The sequence below is a fragment of the Stenotrophomonas sp. TWI1149 genome (assembly GCF_039673155.1).
Classification (GTDB): domain Bacteria; phylum Pseudomonadota; class Gammaproteobacteria; order Xanthomonadales; family Xanthomonadaceae; genus Stenotrophomonas; species Stenotrophomonas maltophilia_AA.
The window spans coordinates 211,812-231,187 of the sequence record NZ_JBDJLB010000003.1; the positions used below are offsets into that span (position 1 = coordinate 211,812).

A 19,376-nucleotide genomic window follows, 5' to 3' on the forward strand; every position below is an offset into this window, starting at 1 on the left:
GGGACAGGGTGCGGTACATGCAGGACAGAGCTGAGGATCTGGATCGGATCGCGTTGATCGAAGCACTCAACGTGATGGACCCTGCGTTGGGGACGGCGCTGGACCCGATCACCGAACTGGTGGCCTTTACCTTCGGCGTTCCGATCGCGCTGGTGTCCATCTTCGATGCCGTCCACCAGCACATCATCTCGCGCGTCGGTCTGGCGCTGACCCGTAACGAACGGCATGCCTCGATCTGCGCGCTGGCGTTGGGTGCCCCCGACGTGCTCCAGGTCGCCGACCTGCACCTGGATCCGCGCTTTGCCGACCACGCGCTGGTGACCGGCCCCGAACAACTGCGTTTCTACGCGGGCGCCCCATTGATCACCAAGGCCGGCATCACGCTCGGCACGCTGTGCATCATGGGCCGCGAGCCGCGCCGGCTGTCCGCGGAAGAACAGCTGCAGCTGCAGACGCTGTCGCGGGTGGTGATCGCGCAGATGGAACTGAAGATGTCGCTGGGCCGCCGCGAGCAGGTCAGCGGCCTGCCCAACCGGCAGCAGTTCCAGGCCGACCTCAATGCCCTGTCCCGTGGTGGCGAGGCGCGCGCGTTCACGGCGGTGCTGCTGGATGTGTTCGATCTGCAGAGCGCCAACGATGCCGGCCAGGCGCTGGGCATGAAACCGGTGGAAACCCTGCTCCGCCAGGCGGCGCTGCGCGTGCAGGACGTGCTGCGCGATATCGCGCAGGTGTATCACGTGGGCCTGACCCGGTTTGCTTTCCTGCTGCCGGAACAATCGCACGACCAGACCGAGGCCGTGCTTGATCGCCTGCGTGTACGCATGCGCCGGCCACTGATGGCCGGCAGCATTCCGATGTCGCCGCAGTTCCACGCCGGGGTCTGCGACTTCCGCGCCGTTCCGGAACAGACCGCCGATCTGATCCGCAAGTGTCTGGTCGCCATGCATCACGCCCTGCAGACCGACGCCTGCCTGTGCTGGTACTCGCAGGAACGCGACGATGCGCTGCGGCGTCGCTACCGGTTGGCCTCGGACGCCGGACGCGGCCTGGCCCAACACCAGTTCAGCCTGGTCTACCAACCCCGATTCAATCTCATCGACGGACTGCCGGTCTCGGCCGAAGCCCTGCTGCGCTGGACCCATCCGATGCTCGGTCCGGTCAGCCCGGGCGAATTCATTCCGGTCCTGGAGCGCACCGCGCTGATGCCCGCGATCAGCCGCTGGGTCATCGACCACGCCCTGGCCCAGGCGGCGCAATGGCAGCAGAGCGTGCCGGGGTTCAGCCTGTCGCTCAATCTCTCGCCGCGCGACTTCGACGACCAGTGTGTGTGGAGCGTGCTGTCCGAACGATTGGACGCGCATGGGCTGGCACCCAGCCTGGTCGAGATCGAAATCACCGAAGGGCAGTGGCTCAACCACCATCCCGCTGCGCTGCCACAACTGCGGGAAATGGCCGCCGCCGGCGTGCGCATCGCCATCGATGATTTCGGCAGCGGCTACAGCAACTTCGGCTACCTCAGCGAGGTGCCGATCAGCCATATCAAGATCGACCAGACGCTGGTCACCGGGCTGGCGCGTTCGCGTACCGCACGGCTGAAGGTCGAAGCCATCATCAAGCTGTCCCGGCAGCTGGGGTACCGCACGGTCGCCGAAGGCGTGGAGAACGAGGCCGAACTGTCCCTGCTGCGTCTGTGGGGCTGCGATGAAGCGCAGGGCTATCACCTCGCCCGCCCGATGCATCCCGACGCGGTGCTGCAGCTGGTCAGCGCCTGCCGCGCCGGTCCCCTGCCGGATGCGGGCTGACGCTGCCACGCCGCGACGCCGCCTGCAGCACGGGCGATAATGCCCGGCCCGCCCCAGTCACTGTCGACCATGTCCGATCTCGCCCCGTTGCCCATCCTGCCGCCCGGCCACTACCGCCACTTCAAGGGCGGCAATTACGAGGTGATCGGCGTCGTGCGCCACAGCGAAACGCTGGCACCGATGGTGCTCTACCGGCCGCTGGACACGGACATCGGGCTGTGGGTGCGCCCGTTCGAGATGTTCGTGGCGCAGGTGGAGGTGCAGGGCCAGTGGCGGGCGCGCTTTGCGCGCGTCGAATGAGCGGCTGAGCGGCTGAGCGGCGACGCCCATCGCGGCTGCGGCGCGATCAGCTCGCCGCAGTCTGTCGCGCGTCGACCAGTGCACGCAGGCGCGCGGTCACCGCGCGGAACGGCTCCGGCAGCCTCGCCGCCTCCAGGGCATCGACCTGGCCCGACAGCAGCGACAACGCCTCGCTCACGCTGACCGCGTCCTGCCCAGCGTCCACGGCCGCCTCCGGCACCTCCAGATGCGCGCCGATGACGCCCGCCAGGACTTCGAACGCTTTCACCGTGGCTGCGTCGAGCTTGGACGGTTGCGGGTCCAGCGCGCACAGGGTGCCGTGGAAACCACCGTCGCGGCGGAACATCGGCACCGAGATGTAACTCTCGAATCCGTACAGCGCAGGCGTGGGATGGCGGGAGAACACCGGATGGGTGCTGGCCTGGTCGAACTGGACCAGATGGCGATGCTCGCGGATCTCATCGCAGATGGTGGTTTCCAGCACGAGGTCGTCGCCCGGCCGCAGGCCGAAATCCAGGCGATCATGCACGGCGCAGGCGGTCCAGCGATCCGCGGTCACCCGCGCCACCGCGACGAAGCGCATGCCGGTCATCGCACTGGCCAACTCCAGGATGCCCGGCACGGCCGGCATCGCCAGCAGCGCCGCGATATCGTCCAGGCGTGGATCCGTCGAGACCGTCGGTTCCGCCACCGGCGCCGAGCCCGGACCGCCGTCCTCCAGCGGGTTCTCCATGGCCGCCAATCGGCGGTCCAGCGCCTTGGCATTGACCTCGTTGAACAGGCCGCGCACGGCCGCCGACAACGCGCGCGCGTCCTTGATGATGCCCACGAAATGGATGCCCTGCCCGACCAGGCGGATCTGCTCCACGCCATGGTCCACGCGCAGGGAGGGCCACGCCTGGCGGTGCAGGATGCGCATCCAGTCGCTGGGCGGCGTTTCATCGAGAAATGCGGTCACGATCGCCCGCGAAGGCGCCGATCCGACCGGTAGACCAGGCAGATCAAAGCCGATGAGCGTGGGAAAGCCCGTACTGGTAGACATCACAACCCCTAGGCGGCCTGGTGCAGCCATCGACAGGTGGTGGCTTTGAAGTGAAATTGTCGCACGAATGGGCGAGACTGGCCGTGAGCGGGCGCTGCTTCCGCGCGCCGGAACGCGCCCTTCCACATGCCGCTCGTCGTGATCGATTCGCTGCTCGCTACGCCTACGGGCGCAGGATGCCGCCTCTGCCAAGAACAAGGAACGGACTTCATGGGCTCAACAGGCCACGGTTTTTCAGTGTTGGTCGGGATCCTCTGGGCGCTGCTCGGACTGCTCTGGATCTTCGTCCCCTTCGCCATCTTCGGGATCAAGGGCCTGCTCAAGCAGATCGTGGCCGAACAACGCCGGACCAACGAGATTCTCAGCCGCGTCCACGGCGATCGCCTGCCGCCGGCGTCTCCCGAACCCCAGCCGTTCCGGGTCGGGCCGTATCCGTAAGGGTTCGTCGATCGTCAGCGCGGGTGCGGGCCTTCGCCGGCGCCGTTCGCCCGCCGCAGTCTGCTGCTGGCGCTGATGGAATGCCATGCGGGGGTATGGAATGCCGTGCGGGCGTAATGCCGGTCTTGCGACCAAGGCCGTCAAATTCTCGGCGCATTTCGCGCATTTTGAACAAATCCACCCTCGCTCCCCCCCTATACTCGGGCCTCGTCACCATGGAACGGAGACTTGATGTCCCGCTGCTCCCTGCAGACTCCCGACACGCCCGGCCTGATCATCCGCACGGCCCCGGCGGCGGCGCATGTCGCCATGCGAACCGTCCCCCTGTACGCGGGCATCGGCGGACAGACGGATTCCCCCGACGCTGGCACAACGGCCCCCTGCGCGTTGCCGCCAGCTCTGTGCGGCGTCCCCGCACCGTCCCACCTTCATTCCCCCCCTGTCAAACGGAGACCGGCCTTGCACCGTGTCCTCAAGATCTGCCTTGTCACCCTTCTGATCACCGCCTGCAGCCGTACGGAGAACACCATGAGCCAAGACCTTTCCACCGCCGCCGCCGAGGCCGATGTCGAAAAAGGCGGACGCGGTCTCGCCAAGCTCAATCCACAACCGCGCCAGGCCTATGACGTGGTCCTGAAGCTGCACAACGCCCCGGGCCCGTTCGAACGCATCGAAGGCGTCGCGCAGTACGACGTCACCAACGAAGCAGAGTGCGGTCGCATCAACCCGGAAACCGGCACCGCCGGGCGCATCACCAGCCAGGAGCCGCTCGCGCTCAAGCGCGTCGCCGACGATGAGTACCACGGCACCGTCTACCTCGACCGGATGCTGGACGAGGACTATTACGGGCGCGGCGTATGCCACTGGAAATTCAGTGGTACGGGTGCCCTGCTCAAGGCCACCGGTGCGCATGAGGAAACCCGTTTCCTCACCTTCATCGACGCCGACCGGTTCACTGCGGGCGATACGCTGACCCGTCACTACCCGGCCAGGGACTATCCGCGCGCCTCGCCGGTGGAAGGTCCATCGGGCATCACCTCGATCGAAGACTATCCGGCCAGAGGCAATGAAGATCCCACCGTATTCGTGCCGGAACTGCGTAACGCGTTGTTCTCGATCTCGTTGTCCGCCAAAGAGGCCAAACAATGACCATTCCCAGCCAGGATTACGCGGCGATCTCCGATGACGCGTACAAGGATCGAGCGGTAGGACGTCGCGCACCTGGCGAGGAAGAGCCAGTCACGCTCAACGGTCACCGGTACGTGGTGCTTGAACATGTCAACAACACCCGCAACGGCTATCAAGGCACGGTCTACCAGCGTGTAGACACCAATGAGATCGTGGTATCGCACCGCGGCACCGAGCAGATCCTGCTTGATGCCGTACTTACCGATGGCACGATGGTCACTGGACGCACCAATCTGCAGGCCAAGGATGCGATCGCACTGACCGAGAGGGCCATGGAATATGCGATCAAACAGGGCAAGGACGTTGGGCACGCCCCGGAAGTAACCGTCACCGGCCACTCGCTGGGCGGCACCCTGGCCCAGATCAGTGCGCACCACTTCGATCTCAAAGGCGAAACCTTCAATGCCTTCGGCGCGGCCAGCCTGAACTACCGGATTCCCGAAGGTGGCAACAGGATGGTCAACCATGTCATGGCTGCCGATCCGGTCAGCGCTGCATCGCCGCATTACGGCCAGGTCCGCATCTACGCCAGCCCCCAGGAAATCAAGACCCTGGAGGCCTCCGGCTTCAGCAACAGCAGGTACAACGCGCTGATTCCCGATCGCCCCGTGATCGCCGCCGCCGCATCGCTGGGCTCGCACAAGCTGGGCAACTTCCTCGACAGCGGCTCGGTACTGGGCTCGGAGCAGGCCAAGACCCTGGCCAACACCAATGCCCGAATGATCGACGAATATCGCGACGACATCGGAGAACGCCGTGCCGCGACCACCGTCATCTCGCGCGGCACTGTCGGTGGCGCGGTAGACCTGATCGACACCCTGCGCGGCCCGCTGCCGGCCGGTGAACCGGCCCGGCGCGAGGCCGAGAAACACCAGAACAGCCACACCAGTCTGCGCATGGACGATGCCCGCCATCCGGGCAATCTCCTGTTCAACGACGCACAGCGTGGCGTCTACGCCCAGGACACCCGCGTGGGCCGCACTCCGGATCAGTCCAGCGACCAGCTCGCCGGCAGCCTGGCTGCGCAGATGCACGCCGCCGGCGGCAAGCGCATCGATCATGTGCTGATGAGCAACGACGCGGCCAACACCTTTGCTGTGCAGGGCAACCAGAACGACCCGGCCCACCTGCGGGTCACCGTCGACACCCTGCTGGCCATGAACACGCCGTTGGAACAGAGCAGCCGCAAGGTGGAAGAACAGGCCAGCAGCCAGCGCCAGGAACAGGAGCGCAACCAGGAACAGGTCCAGAGCAACAGCCGCACCATGATGGGGTGAGGCCGCGCCACGGCACGACCGCAACAGCCATCGCCGGGACGGGATGGCTGTTGTTGTTTGGGCAACGCCCGCTACTAGCTGCACGCCGCTGGAATCGACGACATCACAGCGCCCCTGCCGGGGTGCAGCGCTTAACCGCTAGGCCACGCGCGGCCCTGCCAGGGCCTGCACGACGTCCGCGCCTCGCCGCTCGGCAGCACGTGCGTTGGCCTGCTCAATCTGCGCGGTGCTTTCCTCCAGCGGTTGCTGCAGCGCGGTCATTACCTCGACGGCGGAGCGCCGCGCCCATGGTGCAGACGCATCCGCGTTGTCCACGGCAAACGCGCGGGTACCGGTGTCGTTGAGGAGCACCTGCTGGATGGTTTCCAGCCCATCGGTCCTGCCCTGTGCAGCGAGCGCGGCAGCAAGCCGTTGCGATTGTTCGTCCGGCGTGCGTCCGAATTGCTCGTCCAGGCGTGCCACCCCGGCATAGGCCTGCAGATACAGGTCATGCCCAGGGTGGGACGGATGCAGCAGGCCATCACGCTCGCGGGCAGGCGGATCCAACTGCGCGCTGCTGGAACCCGGACGCGACGGCGCAGGTGCCTGCGGGCCGAGTGGCTGGGTGGCCTCGCCCTTCACCGGCGGCGGGATCACCCGTCCGTCGTCGTCCTTCCAACTGCGGCCATCGAACTGATAACCGCTGCGCCAGCCGCCCGGCCCGATGCTCTGATAAAGCGGTTCGTCAAAGGCCGGGGCGGAAACGGTAGTGCCATCGGTCTGCGTGGGCAATGCCGGCGTTACGCCAATGGCCGTGAGCAATGCGGTGGAGACGTTGTTGCAGTTGTTGGAAAGCGGGGAGTACTCAAGGCCAGCGTTGGTGATCTGCTTACCAGCCTCCCGTGCCATAAGCAGCTTGGCCTGCAGTTCGGCGTCAGCACCGGTCCACAGGACCCGTCTCTCGTGATACTCACCCGGCAAGGGCCAGTCGATGCCACGTTCCTGCCGGACTATGGGGTTCCCATGTGGGTCCCTCTTCAGCGTGGCATCGAAGCGGTCACCCCCCGCCACAGGGATACTCTCCACGCCGCTATCGGTCACGCGTTGATACGCAGGGTATGAGGCTTGATACGGCGAAGAACTGACCTTGATGTCACCGTAGCGATCGGCACCAAGCAGCGTGCTATCGGCTAGCGCCCAAAGCGGGTCACCTTGCGGGTTCCGCGTGGGTCCACCGCGGACGACGGTCTGGCTGCCATCAGAACGTTCGAACAGCAGATACGTATGCCGGTTTCCCGCAGCCACTGGACTGGAGCCAATCAAAATACGCGCCTGCGGATCGCTCATCGCTTACTCGCCCAGATCCGCAGGGAAACGACCTACAAGTACTTTCGTCACAGCCTGCGCCTCGTCTTCCACCAGCATCACCGTCCAGCCGGACAGCGCAAGCCGCGCAACCTGAGGCTCAGCAGGTTCGGCAATCGACAGATCACAGGACATTCCCTTTAGCGCTCCAGCCGTGACTTGCGTCGGCGAGCAGGTGAAGCCGTTCTTCTCCATTATGCCGACAGCCTCACTCATCGGCGTGCCTGCTGGAAACCAGTTCGCCAGCAGCGCAGTGGCCTCCCGTCTGGTCTGTTGCCGGTCAAACACGCGCACATCGGTGTTGTCGTAGTCATCCATGGCGGAGCATCCCGTAATCGATAGGAAGGTCAAGATGCCGGCAAGCAACATGTGGTTCGATCGGATCGTCATGGCCGTCGCATCCTGGCAGCGGAGAAGCCGCCCCGCCTGCGGTACGGCGAGGGAGGCGCAGTCTGCATCATGGCCGTTGATCGCCCCAACGATAGCGGCAAGCTGCCTTTGAGGCCGCCACCGATGCCGACTCATCCCTCCCGCTGCCCCTCATATTCCCCCCTGTATGGATGAACATTCTCTCTCCGGGGTGACGCGGGGTCTGGATCGGGTTCCACGCAAAGAAGCAACTGCTCCCGTAGAACGCGGGAGCCATTCCCCGATCGGGCCTTCCTGGATGAGCAAATAATCACAAGGGCAGGCTATCTTGAGGCTGGGAGATCGAGCGAACCCACTGTCGCCACCACGCACTCATTGCCGACCTTATGGCTTAGAACTTCTCGAATGTGGGCTCAGCACAATCGGTATAGAAAATCTTGCATGCATCACCCGACGACGTCATGCATGCCCTGTTCGCAATCTGCGTCGCAGTTTCAATATTCTCCCCCGTACCGGATCCCCATCGGAAGTTCTCTTTCGCCGCAGGAACCATCAAGGCAAAGCACTGATTGTGGTAGGAACTCAGAACAGTGCAATCGCTCGCGCCTTCAGCCCTGCACTTCTGAAGCGCGATACCCTCCGCGCGAGACCTAGACGGTTCATCAGTGGATGCACCCACCCATGACGTCGCTTTCGACAAAGCTACAGCGCCCCAAGCGTCGTGCCAGCGGCCGGTCGGCACCGGCGCAGCAGGAGGCTTGGCCGGGCGTTGGTTGCCAGGGGTCGAACCAGGGATTGGCGCACAGCCCTTTACCCCCTGCCCACCGATGGGGTAGAACCCCGGCGGACACCCGCCCTCAGCTCGAGATTTCAATGGGTATGCCATGCCGAACGCCAGCACGACCAAAAAGATCAAAGAGCGATACATTGACCACACTCCTAATACCTGACAAATGTAAAACGGACCGGAGGGTAATCACTCACCAGTCCGACCAGATGCCGCAAGACCGCGCGAACCAGATTCTTGTGCAGTAGCAGAAGAGCTGCTGCCGGACATCCTCAATGCCCCGGTTGTGGATCCGTGATCCTCAGTTCTGCTGGTGTTATCCGGCCTCGGCGGCGTATACGACCCACCCCCGCCCATCGAGCCCGGCGGCTGCCCCTGCGGGCCCGGCTGTGCTCCAACGCCAGAGCCACCAATCTGCGAGTACGCCATGAAGCTGCCCAGCGTGCCCTGGAAGAACATGGCCGCCATCGGCGGGGCGGTCAGGATCAGCGTGGTCAGGATCAGACCCATGCCGCCCTGCTGCAACGCCATACTGGTCACGCCATCGGAGAAGTCCTGACCGATCAGCTTGCCCAATGCGGCACTGGCCCAGAAGGCCCCCGCCACTTTGGCAACCATCTTCATCGCGATTGTGGTCATCACTGCCAGTACCGCCATAGAGAACATCGTTCCTATCCCGTACAACAACCATTTCTGGAAGAGCTGCTTGGTCTGATCAAATAGCAGGCAGAGGATGAACAGAGGGCCAAAGCCGATGAACAAGGCCAACGCCACCTCGTACAACAGCAGCATCGACCCGGCGGTTACGGCCGGCCCCCCGGTACCCAAGCCGACAAACCACATGGCGCGGGTTTTTGCGCTGTCCAGGGTCACATCGCCCATCACATCCAGCGCATCGACCGCCGACAATGCAATCTGCATATAGCCCAGATTCTTGTCGATCAGGTCCTCCGGCGATTCGTCCTTGCCCGTGATGACGTAGCTGATCTCGTTCTTCACGTCATTGATCAGGAAGCCATGAAGGTCTTCGCCGAACATGGCCATGCTCGTAGCCACCGACACGATCAACGCGGCGCGGGCCATGTTGGTGACCAGCACCATCATCGAGTCGCGGCTCTGGCCGGTGGCGATGCGGAAGCCCTGGATGAGCACCCACAGCGTCATCAGGATCAGCGCGATCGCACCGACCCACTTCATCATGCGGCCGAGCAACTTGATGCCGAACTCTGCAATCTCCTTGTGAAGGTAATCCAGGATCAGCCTGAAAAAGAAGAAATCGCCGACCGACGCCTGCGCCTGCAGGTCCTGGAGCCATTGAAGCGGCCCGTGGCCGAACATGGCGTGCACCATCCCTAGAGTCATAATCTCACCCAATATTGTGTCGGCCCGCGTTCAACGGTGTCCGTGATCAGTTGGACAGCGCCGCTTTCAGCGCGGCCGTCTTCACCGCAGTGCCCAGTATGTTGGGGGCCTTGCTGCCCCTGAGAACCCGCTCGGCCAGCATCCGCTGCTGCCGGGTGAGAATGTCGATGTGTTTGTCGTACAGGCCCATCTGCTGCTCCCATTGGTCAATGGCGGCAGTCGACTTGGCGATGGACAGGGTCGTATTGCTCAGCACCTCGTTCATCGGGCCCTCGTCCTCAAAGCTGGTCAGGGCACGGATCTCGGCGATCTTGTTGAGCACCTGATTCATGTTGGGCAGGCTCTCCTGCAGGACCTTGACGGTCTCGTTGTACTTCTGATTCTCGATGACCTGGATCATGCTGCAGATGGTGCGCTGCTGCGCGCGGATGTCCCCCTGCGGGGAGAACGAGCCGATATCCAGTGCCTGCATCACCCCTTGGAAACTGAACATGCTGGAGGTCCCGCACTTCTCGGCGACATTGAAGTCGATGGGAACGGGCTTGAGGGTAGGAGTAACGGGCATCAGAGGCGATGCGATGATCTGCTGGAACCGTGCCATCTTCTGCGCCCAGTTGGCCAGCGTCTTGGTGAAGCGCCAGGCCTGGGTGCCGTATTCAGCAGCTGACTCCATCTGCGAGTACAGCGTATTGACCTGCGTGTAGGTCAGGTTGAACAGGTTGGCGCCGACCTCGACAACGGGCAGCGTATAGGCCTGCACCGGGGCGGCCAGCATGGCCGCGCACGAAACGCTCAGCAAGGTCGCGCGCGCACGCGCGTACATGGCTCGGGGCTTTTGGGCTCGCTTTGCAGTATCCATTGTCTTCTCCATCGAATTCGAACGGCGATATTCCTTCAGCTCAACGATCGTTTTCATGCGGCTGCCTCCTGGCTGCCCGGGGCCGGTTTTCCCGAGCCTTTCCGCCTGCGGTAGAACTCGCTGAGCCATTGCTCCGGCGTCAACTCTGACTCAAGCACTTTTTCCCGGGCTGCCGCATCGGACAGCACCCGGTGCATGATGTCGATGTTATCGGTGGATGCCGAAATCACCGACAGGATGTCATCCATGCCACGCAGGTTGAGCTGGCACACACTCGATGCATGCCCCTGCTTGACCAGGAAGCATCGCGAGCGTTCGTCCAGCGCGGTCACCACGCGGAACTCGGCCTCGGTCAGCTTCAGACCATCCATGTAATCGCTCTTGCTGGCGTTGGGATTGGGCAGCAGGATCAGCGTGGCGGTCTGCTCGATCAGCGCGGCGGAGATGTCGCTCTTGAGCGCGTCTTCCGGGCTCTGGGTGGCGAAAATGCCCATGCCGTTCTGTTTACGGATGGTCTTCTGCTTGTTCTTGGCGAACTCTTTCAGGCCACCCTCGCCGTCCAGGATCTTCCAGAACTCGTCCATCACATAGATCAGACGCCGCCCGTCGATCAGCGATTCCAGCTTGTGCAGCAGGTAGTTGATCACCGGCACCCGCACTTCGGGGTTGTCGATGATGTCGGTGTAGTCGAAGCCGATGATATTGGCCCGGCTCAGGTCGATGGTATCGACCGGGTTGTCGAACACCCAGCCCAGCGAGTTGCCCGAGGTCCAGCGGCGCATGCGCGCATACAGGCCATCGTCGCCCATGTTGGGCAGGCTCTTCTGGAAGTTGGTCATGCTGCGCAGGTGCATCGGGGTGTCGAGCATGTTCTCCACGCCGCGGAAGATGTCCTCTTCCTCGCGCGAGCTGTACTCGCGCTTGCCGGCCAACACCTTGATCAGGTCGGACAGGAACTGCACGTTGGCTTCGTTGCGTTCGCACTGGAACGGGTTGAAGCCGGTGGCCGCGCCATTCTCCAGCGCCAGATAGTTGCCCCCGCAGGCACGCACGAAGATCTCCGCGCCGCGGTCCTTGTCGAAGAAGAAGATGGTCGGCGATGGGTCGTACTTCTGCACCTGGCTCAGCAGGAAGTTGATCAACGCGGTTTTACCGGTACCGGACTTGCCGATCACCATCGTGTTGGCGATCGCCTTCTCACCGAGCGAGTTTTCCGAGGGGTGGGTGGCGTGGAAATTGAAGTAGTACGGCTGCCCGTTGGTGGTCTGCAGGGTGGTCACGCAGTCGCCCCACGGGTTGTTGTGCTGTTTGCCGGTAGCAAAGTTGTGCAGCGGCGACAGGCCCAGGAAATTCAGTGAACTCAGGTTGGCCAAGCGGGTGCGGTAGCGCCAGTTGCCGGGAATCTGCGCATAGAACGACGAGGTGACGGCCAGGTCTTCCTTGACCGAGATGAACCCGGCGTTGGAGAGTTCTGCACGCGTGGCAGCCACGTTCTGCGAGAGCTTGGCCTGGCTGTCGCCGTACACGGCGATGGTGTAGTGGTACTCGCCCAGCACGAAGTTGCCCGAGGACAATTGGTCCATGGCCTGGTCCAGCTCGATGATCTGACTGACCGCCTTGTCACCGGAAGAGATCATCATGCCCTTGGTGCGGTCCAGCACCTTGAGCGCGTCCTGGCGGCCCATCGGGCTGAACGAATGGGTGGACACATACTCGAAGTCAAGATACTTCAGGCCGTTGAGGATGCCCGGATAGGTTCCTTCAGCGTATTCCTTGATATTGAGAATGGCACCGAAGTGATTGACGCCGTTGGGTGTGGCGACCACGAAATCGCCGGTCTTGGCCGAGAACATGTGTCGGCTGACCGGGAGGTAATCCTTGATCGGCGCAGAGAGCACGGGGACCGGCTCGTCGATGCGGTTGATCAGATAACCGAAGAATTCCAGGGTCTCGGAGAATACGATGCCATTCTTGGCTTCATACATGCCGAGGCGATACGGTGCGTAATCGCGGATGACCGCTTCCACGTTGCCGGCCAGTTCCATCAGCTTGTCGACGGCCTGCTCCTGCTCGGCCTGCAGTTTGGAGACATTGGCGGACTTCTCGACGAAACGCTTCCCCCCCACCACCGGCCGGTAGATCATGGTCAGGTACAGCTCGTTCTGCATGATCCGCTGCGAGGACAGCATCCCCATGTACTGGTCGGACACGTCCTGGTTGAACGTCTGCTTGAACGAGCTGCGACTCTTCAACGTGCGGCGGCGGCGCAGGTCATGGACCCAGAAGGCCACATTGACGAAATCCGGTGCGCGCAGAGTCTGCAGCAGGCGGTTGAAGGTGTTGTGCTTGTGTTCCAGCTCCCATTCTTCGCGCCCGACAAAGGGCAGACCTTCCAGATGCCAGGTCAACAGGTAATCACCGCCCGTGGTTTTGACCACGTTCGCCGAGACGTGCGATGACAGCGGAATGAACTCTGCGATGGAGGTGTCGGGGCTGAACATGGGACTGCTTCCGTAGAGGGTACTGCGACATTTCCAGGACAAACCGGGCAGGCGGCTGCCTGCCCGGGATGATCCGGCACCTCAATCCTTGGGCGCCGGCTTGGTACGGTAGTGATTGGGGCTGAACACCCACATGCCATCGTGGTCCTGCACGTTGCGCGCCTTGAACTTGAAATGCAGGCGCAGACCAAGCAGCCGGAAAATCATCTCATCGCGCTTGGCCATGTTCCGCATGATGAAGATCGCGACCGGAATGGACAGCAGGTACCAGAAGTTCGTGTAGACGCTCAACAGGAACAAACCGCCGATCACGAGGAAAAACGGCATGTAGGGCACGCCCAGAAACATCGCTGGGCGCGTACAACCCCGGAAGACGACGTTCTTATGCACTGTAGTACAGCAGCGCCTGCTCGATCATCACGGTGGTGGTGCCGCCGCAGCTGCTGCTGGAGCTGTCGCCGAGCAGCATCTTGGCGATCTGGCCGGCCGCACCGATCAGCAGGCCGCCGATCAGGATCGGAGCAACGTCGGCAATGCGCTTATGGGCGAACGCGATCTGGTACCCGGCGAAGATGACCGCGATGGTCACCACGGCGATCGACGCGATGTTCAGCAGACCATTGATGTTGCTGAAGAAGCCGCACACCTTGTCATCGGTGCCGCCGAAGCTGGGCGTGCCCTGGGCCATTACTTCCGGCACGAACACCGCGCCGACGAACAGCACGGCCAATGACGCGGACTTGAGCAGACGCTGGGCGTGGATGAGGTCGAGATTGGAGCGCTTCATGGGTGGGTTTCCTTGTAGTTGAACGTACATAACTCAATTGACCAGTCGAGGGCCTGGCCACGCCACGACTTCGTCAGAAAACGAAGGCCGCATCCCCTGCGGGAATCTGTTGTTCCGGTTGCCTGATCGCTTCACCGTTCTGGCTGGGCAAGGCAGCCGGCGTGCTGCGTTCATTCCATGGCCGCAGCATTACCGGCTGCCCAGCCTGTTGCGCGGCGCTCCCCGCAGGCACCTGCGGTATCGGCGGTGCACCGGCTTGGCTCAACGCCTCCTGCACATCTTGCGGGTACGGCGCATACGGTGAAGCGGCCTGCTGGGCCGGGGCTGCCGTACCGGCGCGGTCCACCGCGCCCAGGACCACCCGCGACAGGGCCTGGTCGGCAAGATTGACCAGCGCGCCACGTGCCATGGCGCTGGTCGAGGGATACACCACATACGCCCGCGCCGGATCGACCGGCGGCTGGGGCGCATACAGCGGACCATCGGCCTGGGCAACGATGCGCGACTGTGCCGGCGAGACCTGTTGGGGATGATGCTCGACCTTGACGGTACGGCGGCTGTCGCGGCTGACCACGTCGATCGGCGGGACGCCGCCAGCCGAGGCCAGTTGCTGCCCGCGCTGGATCGAGTCGAACACCTTCTGCACGTACCCGTGGCGGAAGCCGGTGGTGAAGTTGCCGGAGTAGTAGCAGCTGAACGACTTGCCCCAGTCGCCACCGGACCGCTTGTAGCATTCGGCGAGAATCCGCGAGCCGGCCACCAGGTTCGGGCATTGCTGGAATGCCTTCTCGTAGGAATCCAGGCCGTACTTTGCCAGGTTGTAGCGGTTGACCTGGGCCAGCCCGATGGAGAAGTTGTAGCCTTTCTCCTCCAGCATGCGCACGGTCGACAGGGCTTCCTCCAGCTGCTTGGGCTGGCGCACCAGAGCCCCCCCGACCACGCCGATGGCGTAGGGATTGCGGGAAGATTCAACATTGATGACGTGTTTCATCACGTCCATCGAGACGGCCATCTCCGGGCACGCAAGCACTTCCATGCCAGGCAGCATCAGGGCGCCCTCGAGGTGGGGTGGACACAGCCATGTCCGGTCTTCATGTCGTTCATCGTTCAGCCCTCCTGTCCCTGCGCACGGCCGGGATTGAAATCAATGCCGGTGATGTAGCGCGACCCGACGTGCGCCTTGATATGCACGACGATATCGATGGTCATCATCAGCAGACGCTTGATCACCGCAAACTCCAGTCCGGAGCCTTCGCTGGATGCCTTCACCATCAGCGCCAGCTGGTCCCAGGTCTGTTCCGGGCTGCCGGCGTGGCAGCTGGTGATCGAACCGGGATGGCCGGAGGCGCAGTTGCGGATGAAGTAGAACGCCTCGTCGCCACGCAGCTCGGCCAGGATGATGCGTTCGGGCTTCATGCGCAGGCACGCTTCCATGCAACTCTTGGCGGTGACGTTGCTGGCGCTCTGCCCGCCCTTGGAGTACAGCAGATGCACGACATTGGGCTGGCTGATGAACAGCTCGCGCGCATCCTCGATGGTGACCAGGCGCTCTTCATCGGGGATGTGGTTGACCAGCGCCTTCATGAAGGTGGTCTTGCCGCTGCCGGTGGCGCCGGACACCACGATGTTCTTGCGGTATATCACCGCACGCCGGAAGAACTCGGCGTAGTCGCGCGACTGGCGCAGCTCCAGCAGCTCGCGGTCCTGCTCGCTGATGCTGCCGTCCTGCTCGAGGATCTGGTTGAAGAAACCGTCCTCGTTGTACTGGCTGAGCGTCTTGGTGTGCTTGGACGGCAAACGGATGGTGATCGACACCTTGCCGGCATCACACGCCGGCGGAATCACGAACTGGGCGCGCTGACCCGTCGGAAAGGTCAACGACACGACCGGGTCGGCATCGGTGATGCGCTGGCCGGTATTGCTTTCGTTCACCACCGCGGTGCAGAACTGCCGGGCCCGTTCGAAGGTCAGTCCCGGCACCTCCACCCGCTGCCACCCTGCCCGGGTTTCCAGGTACAGCTCGCCGGGACGGTTGATGCAGATTTCCGTCACCTCCGGCGAATTCATGTACTCGGCGATGCCCAGCACTTCGTACTGATAGCGCAGGAAATCGCTTGAAACCAGAGCTAGGGGGGCCACTTCGGCATCCATGATTCAGTTCACTCGATCAACGTCGCTGGGACAGCACATCGGAGAAGTCGACATCCTTGGCGACATAGACGGCAAGCACGGTGCCCTGGTTGATGGTCACGGTTGGCGGGCTACGCTCGCTGAGCGCCTCGCCAGCCAGCCGCTCCATGGTCCGCGCGGTGGCACTCTCATAGGGCGACTGTACGGCTAGACCGCTGCCGGTGACCGTGGTGGTTTCCGGGCCGTTCTCGGCGGCGGCGTACTTGAAGGCGTCGGCAATCAGACTGATCATCAGCGCCGAGCCAATGCGCGCGCCCCAATGGGCGTCGTACTGGCCCGGATGGCCCGCACTGCCCAACCCATCGATACCCGGGCTGGACATGGCCACGTCCAGGCCATTGGGCGTGGTGATGCGATCCCAGATCACCTCCACACGCTTGCCGGTCGGGCGGCCGCCGTAGCTGCCATAGATCTTGGAGCCCTTCGGCAGCAGCAGGCTGCGACCATTGATCGAATACACCGGCTCGGTCAGCAGGCACGACGTGTAGCCGGCGTAGTCGGTGATGATGCGGGTTTCCAGGACGCAGCGCAGATAGGTGCCGCGCACCAGCAAGGCATCCGGGCTGCGGATGAAGCTTGCATTGGATACGTCCTCGACATCGGGACCACGCTGGAGCCTGGCGGGACCGCCGGGCTGTTGCCCCCCCATCTGCGCCATCATCGCGCTGCGCGCAGCAGCCTCGATGGCGGGATTCTGGCCATTGGGCGGGCCACCGGAAATGCCATTGGCTGCCGCGCCGTCGATGCCGGCAAGGCGACGCTCCAGCAACGTGGGAACGCGCGGCCCCATCGGCTCAGGCGACTGCAGAGGGACCAGGGTCGGCTGCGTGTTGGCCTCCGAGGGCGGCAGCATCGGGATGGGATCGGCCGGCGCCACCGGCACCGCCGGCGCCCCCTGGTTCAGATTCGGAAGCTCCGGGGTGGAGGTGACCGGCGTTCCGGTGACCGGCTTGGCGTCTTTGTCGCCAGAGCCGCGAAGCAGCAGATACCCCATGGCCACCACAAGCAGCAGGATGCCGGCAAGGAAGGCCAGGGCCTTGCGGTTCAGGCGCTGCTCTTCGGCCGAGCGCAGCTGCGGCGCAGCGGCATCCAGGTCCGGCGTCTGCGCCGGTTGCGCCGTGCCGAAGTACGGATTCGAATGCGTTTCTCCGGCAGCCGGGCCATTGCCCTGCGGCCCCTGCTCCTGCTCACGTCCGTCGTACGGATCATTCCCGGGCGTAGTGTTCTGGCTCATTTCTTGACGTTCCTTCGCAGGCCGACGACGAACTCGCCGTGGCGGATGACCAGGTACGGGTAGGTCCCGTGGACGATCAGGTTGTTGCCTTCCACGGTCGTATTGACCACGAAGTCTTCACCGTATTCGGTATCCCGTCCGAACACCGCCGGGAAGATGCCGGTCTTGAACTCAGGCGAATTGGGCAGACGCAGGTAGGTGAAACGACCATCGTCATACGCATTGACCGGAACCAGCCAGCCCATCTTCTTGGCCCGCCGGGTCGAATAGGAATAATCGAAGTTGTACTGCCGATCCTTGGCCAGCTCGGTGCTGAGCAGCGGCTTGGCTTCCTCCTTCACGGCCTCCTGCGCGATGCCGAATTCGGTATCGGCCGGATAGTTGAAGGCGATCTTGTACTGCACACCGGCTCGACGGGCCTGTTCCAGCTGGCGCCAATCGGTGGCCACCACCTTCAGCTCGAAGATGTAGGAATGGGTCTCGGTGCGCACCATCATGTTGGTGTCGACGTCGACGTTCTTGGGCTTGAGATAGAACACGTTCTCGCGACGGGTCAGCTCCCAGCCACTGCTGAAACCGGTGCTGTAGTCGAGGATCTTCTCGTCCGGGCTCAATTCGATCTGGGTGGTCAGGCCCAGGCCGGTACGCACCGGGTAGATGCGGTCCTTTTCATACTCGTAATAATCCACTGCCTGCGCGAACGCGGACGCGGAGAACAACAATAACAGCATCGACACCAACGCCCATGCGCGCCCTCTGACTTTTCGACTACTCATCGGTTGCTTGCTCCATCAGCACTTCCGGTGGAATTGTTCTGCGCCGGCGTCATTGCCGGCTGTCCGGGCACTGCCTGCCCCGGCATTGCCTGGCCAGGCATCCCCTGGCCCTGGATCTGCTGCCCCGGAACCGGCGGCACGCCCTGCACCGGTTGGCCCGGCACGGGTTGGCCCGGATAGGCCTGCCCTGGAGCGCCGGGTGCCGGCACCACCATCGGCTGCCCGGTGGTCGGGTCGATCACCATGGTCGCTGCCGCCGGGTTGTTCGGGTCGTACACGCCCTGCTGGGCGATCTGCTGGGCCTGGTCGGCCTGCTGCTGCAATGCGGCCTGGTCGGGGCCGGGCACGCCGCGCGAGTAATCGTTGTCCACTCGATACTCGAACACCTGGAAACTGAGCGGATTCAGGATGCGCTCCTGTTCGTTCAAGGCCAGGTTCGGCACATAGCGGAAGCGCAGCGTCACCAACTGGTTGTCCAGATAGGTGGTGGTCGCCTTGGTCTTGTCGTAGAGGCTGCGCTGGATACGCACCGAAGCGCCGCGGAAGCCGCCATTGGCCTGCGCCTCCAGCGGCGTGATGCTGAGGATCTTGACCCGGATCGCGCGCTCCTTGCCGTACATGTTGAACGGGCTCTGCGGGTTGTTGTTGGCATAGCGCGCCCTGAGCGAGCCGCCCACCAGGTCATCAGACATGACGAAGACCAACTGCCAGTCGCGCAGCCCCATCACCGCGAAGTCGTAGGACTCCCGCGCCATCACATACTGCGCCACATTGCTGCGGTTGATCGCATCGCTGGCGGTGATGGACTGGTTTTCGAAGTTGCCGGTAAGCCGCGCCACGGTCGCCGTACCGGTATAGGCATCGGCCATCACCAGGAACGGCACCTTCTCCTTCAGCGGCAGCATGTAGTAGTAGCCGCCGGCCAGGGCCAGCGACATCACCAGCGAGGCCGAGGCCACCCACCATGCGCGGCGCTCGCTGCGACGTGCCATGTCGGCCACGGTCAGCTCGTAGCTCACCGCCTTGGCGACCGCCTGGTCGACCTTCTGGCTACTGCCTGTTTCCTTCTTTCGGAACATGGGTTCATCCGTACTACTGGAACGTCAATGGGCGCGGCACC

The 19,376-nt window shown here is 63.4% G+C and carries 18 protein-coding genes; 5 read left to right on the plus strand and 13 right to left on the minus strand.

The genetic code is table 11. The features are described 5' to 3' along the window. Positions 1-17 precede the first annotated feature (17 nt). Both ABE424_RS04950 and ABE424_RS04955 read left to right on the plus strand, forming a co-directional pair. A complete protein-coding gene (locus tag ABE424_RS04950) occupies positions 18-1,802 on the plus strand; it encodes an EAL domain-containing protein (protein ID WP_346492014.1) in 1,785 nt (594 codons plus the stop codon). Between the two features lie 69 nt (positions 1,803-1,871). Next, positions 1,872-2,102 carry a DUF1653 domain-containing protein gene (locus ABE424_RS04955; protein WP_346492012.1) on the plus strand — a complete coding sequence of 77 codons (231 nt, stop codon included), beginning with the start codon at positions 1,872-1,874 and terminating at the stop codon, positions 2,100-2,102. Positions 2,103-2,148: 46 nt separating this feature from the next. Here the strand turns inward: ABE424_RS04955 and ABE424_RS04960 are convergent, their stop codons facing one another. Next, positions 2,149-3,060: a GAF domain-containing protein gene (locus ABE424_RS04960; RefSeq protein ID WP_346492011.1), complete on the minus strand. Its 912-nt coding sequence runs from the start codon at positions 3,058-3,060 to the stop codon at positions 2,149-2,151. 210 nt (positions 3,061-3,270) lie between these two features. On the opposite strand from ABE424_RS04960, the gene ABE424_RS04965 reads away from it, so the two are divergent. The 3 genes from ABE424_RS04965 (at position 3,271) to ABE424_RS04975 (ending at position 6,047) form a co-directional block, all read left to right on the plus strand. Continuing rightward, on the plus strand, positions 3,271-3,582 hold the full coding sequence (locus ABE424_RS04965; RefSeq protein WP_346492010.1) for a hypothetical protein: 312 nt from the start codon (positions 3,271-3,273) through the stop codon (positions 3,580-3,582). Between the two features lie 528 nt (positions 3,583-4,110). Next, the gene (locus ABE424_RS04970; protein WP_319207071.1) at positions 4,111-4,731 is read left to right on the plus strand and encodes a hypothetical protein; all 621 of its coding nucleotides are present in this window, start codon (positions 4,111-4,113) and stop codon (positions 4,729-4,731) included. Beyond that, positions 4,728-6,047, plus strand: a complete 1,320-nt coding sequence (locus ABE424_RS04975; RefSeq protein ID WP_346492009.1) for an XVIPCD domain-containing protein — start codon at positions 4,728-4,730, stop codon at positions 6,045-6,047. Before ABE424_RS04970 ends, ABE424_RS04975 begins: the two co-directional genes overlap by 4 nt. 138 nt (positions 6,048-6,185) lie before the next feature. On the opposite strand, the gene ABE424_RS04980 is transcribed toward ABE424_RS04975, so the two are convergent. From ABE424_RS04980 to ABE424_RS05035, 12 genes are all read right to left on the minus strand, one after another. Continuing rightward, a complete protein-coding gene (locus ABE424_RS04980; protein ID WP_346492008.1) occupies positions 6,186-7,373 on the minus strand; it encodes an XVIPCD domain-containing protein in 1,188 nt (395 codons plus the stop codon). A 3-nt stretch (positions 7,374-7,376) separates the two neighbouring features. Further along, on the minus strand, positions 7,377-7,781 hold the full coding sequence (locus ABE424_RS04985) for a hypothetical protein (protein ID WP_319207065.1): 405 nt from the start codon (positions 7,779-7,781) through the stop codon (positions 7,377-7,379). A 955-nt stretch (positions 7,782-8,736) separates the two neighbouring features. Beyond that, a complete protein-coding gene (locus ABE424_RS04990) occupies positions 8,737-9,885 on the minus strand; it encodes a type IV secretion system protein (RefSeq protein WP_346492007.1) in 1,149 nt (382 codons plus the stop codon). Between the two features lie 70 nt (positions 9,886-9,955). Next, positions 9,956-10,825, minus strand: a complete 870-nt coding sequence (locus tag ABE424_RS04995) for a hypothetical protein (protein ID WP_179458646.1) — start codon at positions 10,823-10,825, stop codon at positions 9,956-9,958. Continuing rightward, positions 10,822-13,269 carry a VirB4 family type IV secretion/conjugal transfer ATPase gene (locus tag ABE424_RS05000; protein WP_179458645.1) on the minus strand — a complete coding sequence of 816 codons (2,448 nt, stop codon included), beginning with the start codon at positions 13,267-13,269 and terminating at the stop codon, positions 10,822-10,824. Before ABE424_RS05000 ends, ABE424_RS04995 begins: the two co-directional genes overlap by 4 nt. Before the next feature lie 81 nt (positions 13,270-13,350). Further along, positions 13,351-13,659: a VirB3 family type IV secretion system protein gene (locus tag ABE424_RS05005; protein WP_179458644.1), complete on the minus strand. Its 309-nt coding sequence runs from the start codon at positions 13,657-13,659 to the stop codon at positions 13,351-13,353. Then, positions 13,652-14,056, minus strand: coding sequence for a TrbC/VirB2 family protein (locus ABE424_RS05010; protein ID WP_179458643.1), 405 nt, complete (start codon positions 14,054-14,056; stop codon positions 13,652-13,654). Before ABE424_RS05010 ends, ABE424_RS05005 begins: the two co-directional genes overlap by 8 nt. A gap of 73 nt (positions 14,057-14,129) precedes the next feature. Beyond that, on the minus strand, positions 14,130-15,092 hold the full coding sequence (locus ABE424_RS05015) for a transglycosylase SLT domain-containing protein (RefSeq protein ID WP_346492006.1): 963 nt from the start codon (positions 15,090-15,092) through the stop codon (positions 14,130-14,132). A 71-nt stretch (positions 15,093-15,163) separates the two neighbouring features. Then, positions 15,164-16,207, minus strand: a complete 1,044-nt coding sequence (virB11, locus tag ABE424_RS05020; RefSeq protein ID WP_319207051.1) for a P-type DNA transfer ATPase VirB11 — start codon at positions 16,205-16,207, stop codon at positions 15,164-15,166. A gap of 16 nt (positions 16,208-16,223) precedes the next feature. Beyond that, complete coding sequence (locus tag ABE424_RS05025) at positions 16,224-17,480, minus strand: TrbI/VirB10 family protein (protein ID WP_346492004.1); 1,257 nt, start codon at positions 17,478-17,480, stop codon at positions 16,224-16,226. Then, positions 17,477-18,256 carry a TrbG/VirB9 family P-type conjugative transfer protein gene (locus ABE424_RS05030; RefSeq protein ID WP_346492003.1) on the minus strand — a complete coding sequence of 260 codons (780 nt, stop codon included), beginning with the start codon at positions 18,254-18,256 and terminating at the stop codon, positions 17,477-17,479. The genes ABE424_RS05025 and ABE424_RS05030 overlap by 4 nt, the downstream gene beginning before the upstream one ends. Continuing rightward, positions 18,253-19,335: a VirB8/TrbF family protein gene (locus ABE424_RS05035; RefSeq protein WP_346492002.1), complete on the minus strand. Its 1,083-nt coding sequence runs from the start codon at positions 19,333-19,335 to the stop codon at positions 18,253-18,255. Before ABE424_RS05035 ends, ABE424_RS05030 begins: the two co-directional genes overlap by 4 nt. Positions 19,336-19,376: the final 41 nt, after the last annotated feature.

Excerpts from the sequence above, each read along its gene's own strand:
- ABE424_RS04950 (WP_346492014.1), top strand. The coding sequence starts at position 18 with ATGCAGGACAGAGCTGAGGATCTGGATCGGATCGCGTTGATCGAAGCA.
- ABE424_RS04955 (WP_346492012.1), top strand. The coding sequence starts at position 1,872 with ATGTCCGATCTCGCCCCGTTGCCCATCCTGCCGCCCGGCCACTACCGC.
- ABE424_RS04965 (WP_346492010.1), top strand. The coding sequence starts at position 3,271 with ATGCCGCTCGTCGTGATCGATTCGCTGCTCGCTACGCCTACGGGCGCA.
- ABE424_RS04970 (WP_319207071.1), top strand. The coding sequence starts at position 4,111 with ATGAGCCAAGACCTTTCCACCGCCGCCGCCGAGGCCGATGTCGAAAAA.
- ABE424_RS04975 (WP_346492009.1), top strand. The coding sequence starts at position 4,728 with ATGACCATTCCCAGCCAGGATTACGCGGCGATCTCCGATGACGCGTAC.
- ABE424_RS04980 (WP_346492008.1), bottom strand. The coding sequence starts at position 7,373 with ATGAGCGATCCGCAGGCGCGTATTTTGATTGGCTCCAGTCCAGTGGCT.
- ABE424_RS04985 (WP_319207065.1), bottom strand. The coding sequence starts at position 7,781 with ATGACGATCCGATCGAACCACATGTTGCTTGCCGGCATCTTGACCTTC.
- ABE424_RS04990 (WP_346492007.1), bottom strand. The coding sequence starts at position 9,885 with ATGTTCGGCCACGGGCCGCTTCAATGGCTCCAGGACCTGCAGGCGCAG.
- ABE424_RS04995 (WP_179458646.1), bottom strand. The coding sequence starts at position 10,825 with ATGAAAACGATCGTTGAGCTGAAGGAATATCGCCGTTCGAATTCGATG.
- ABE424_RS05000 (WP_179458645.1), bottom strand. The coding sequence starts at position 13,269 with ATGTTCAGCCCCGACACCTCCATCGCAGAGTTCATTCCGCTGTCATCG.
- ABE424_RS05010 (WP_179458643.1), bottom strand. The coding sequence starts at position 14,056 with ATGAAGCGCTCCAATCTCGACCTCATCCACGCCCAGCGTCTGCTCAAG.
- ABE424_RS05015 (WP_346492006.1), bottom strand. The coding sequence starts at position 15,092 with ATGGAAGTGCTTGCGTGCCCGGAGATGGCCGTCTCGATGGACGTGATG.
- virB11 (WP_319207051.1), bottom strand. The coding sequence starts at position 16,207 with ATGGATGCCGAAGTGGCCCCCCTAGCTCTGGTTTCAAGCGATTTCCTG.
- ABE424_RS05025 (WP_346492004.1), bottom strand. The coding sequence starts at position 17,480 with ATGAGCCAGAACACTACGCCCGGGAATGATCCGTACGACGGACGTGAG.
- ABE424_RS05030 (WP_346492003.1), bottom strand. The coding sequence starts at position 18,256 with ATGAGTAGTCGAAAAGTCAGAGGGCGCGCATGGGCGTTGGTGTCGATG.
- ABE424_RS05035 (WP_346492002.1), bottom strand. The coding sequence starts at position 19,335 with ATGTTCCGAAAGAAGGAAACAGGCAGTAGCCAGAAGGTCGACCAGGCG.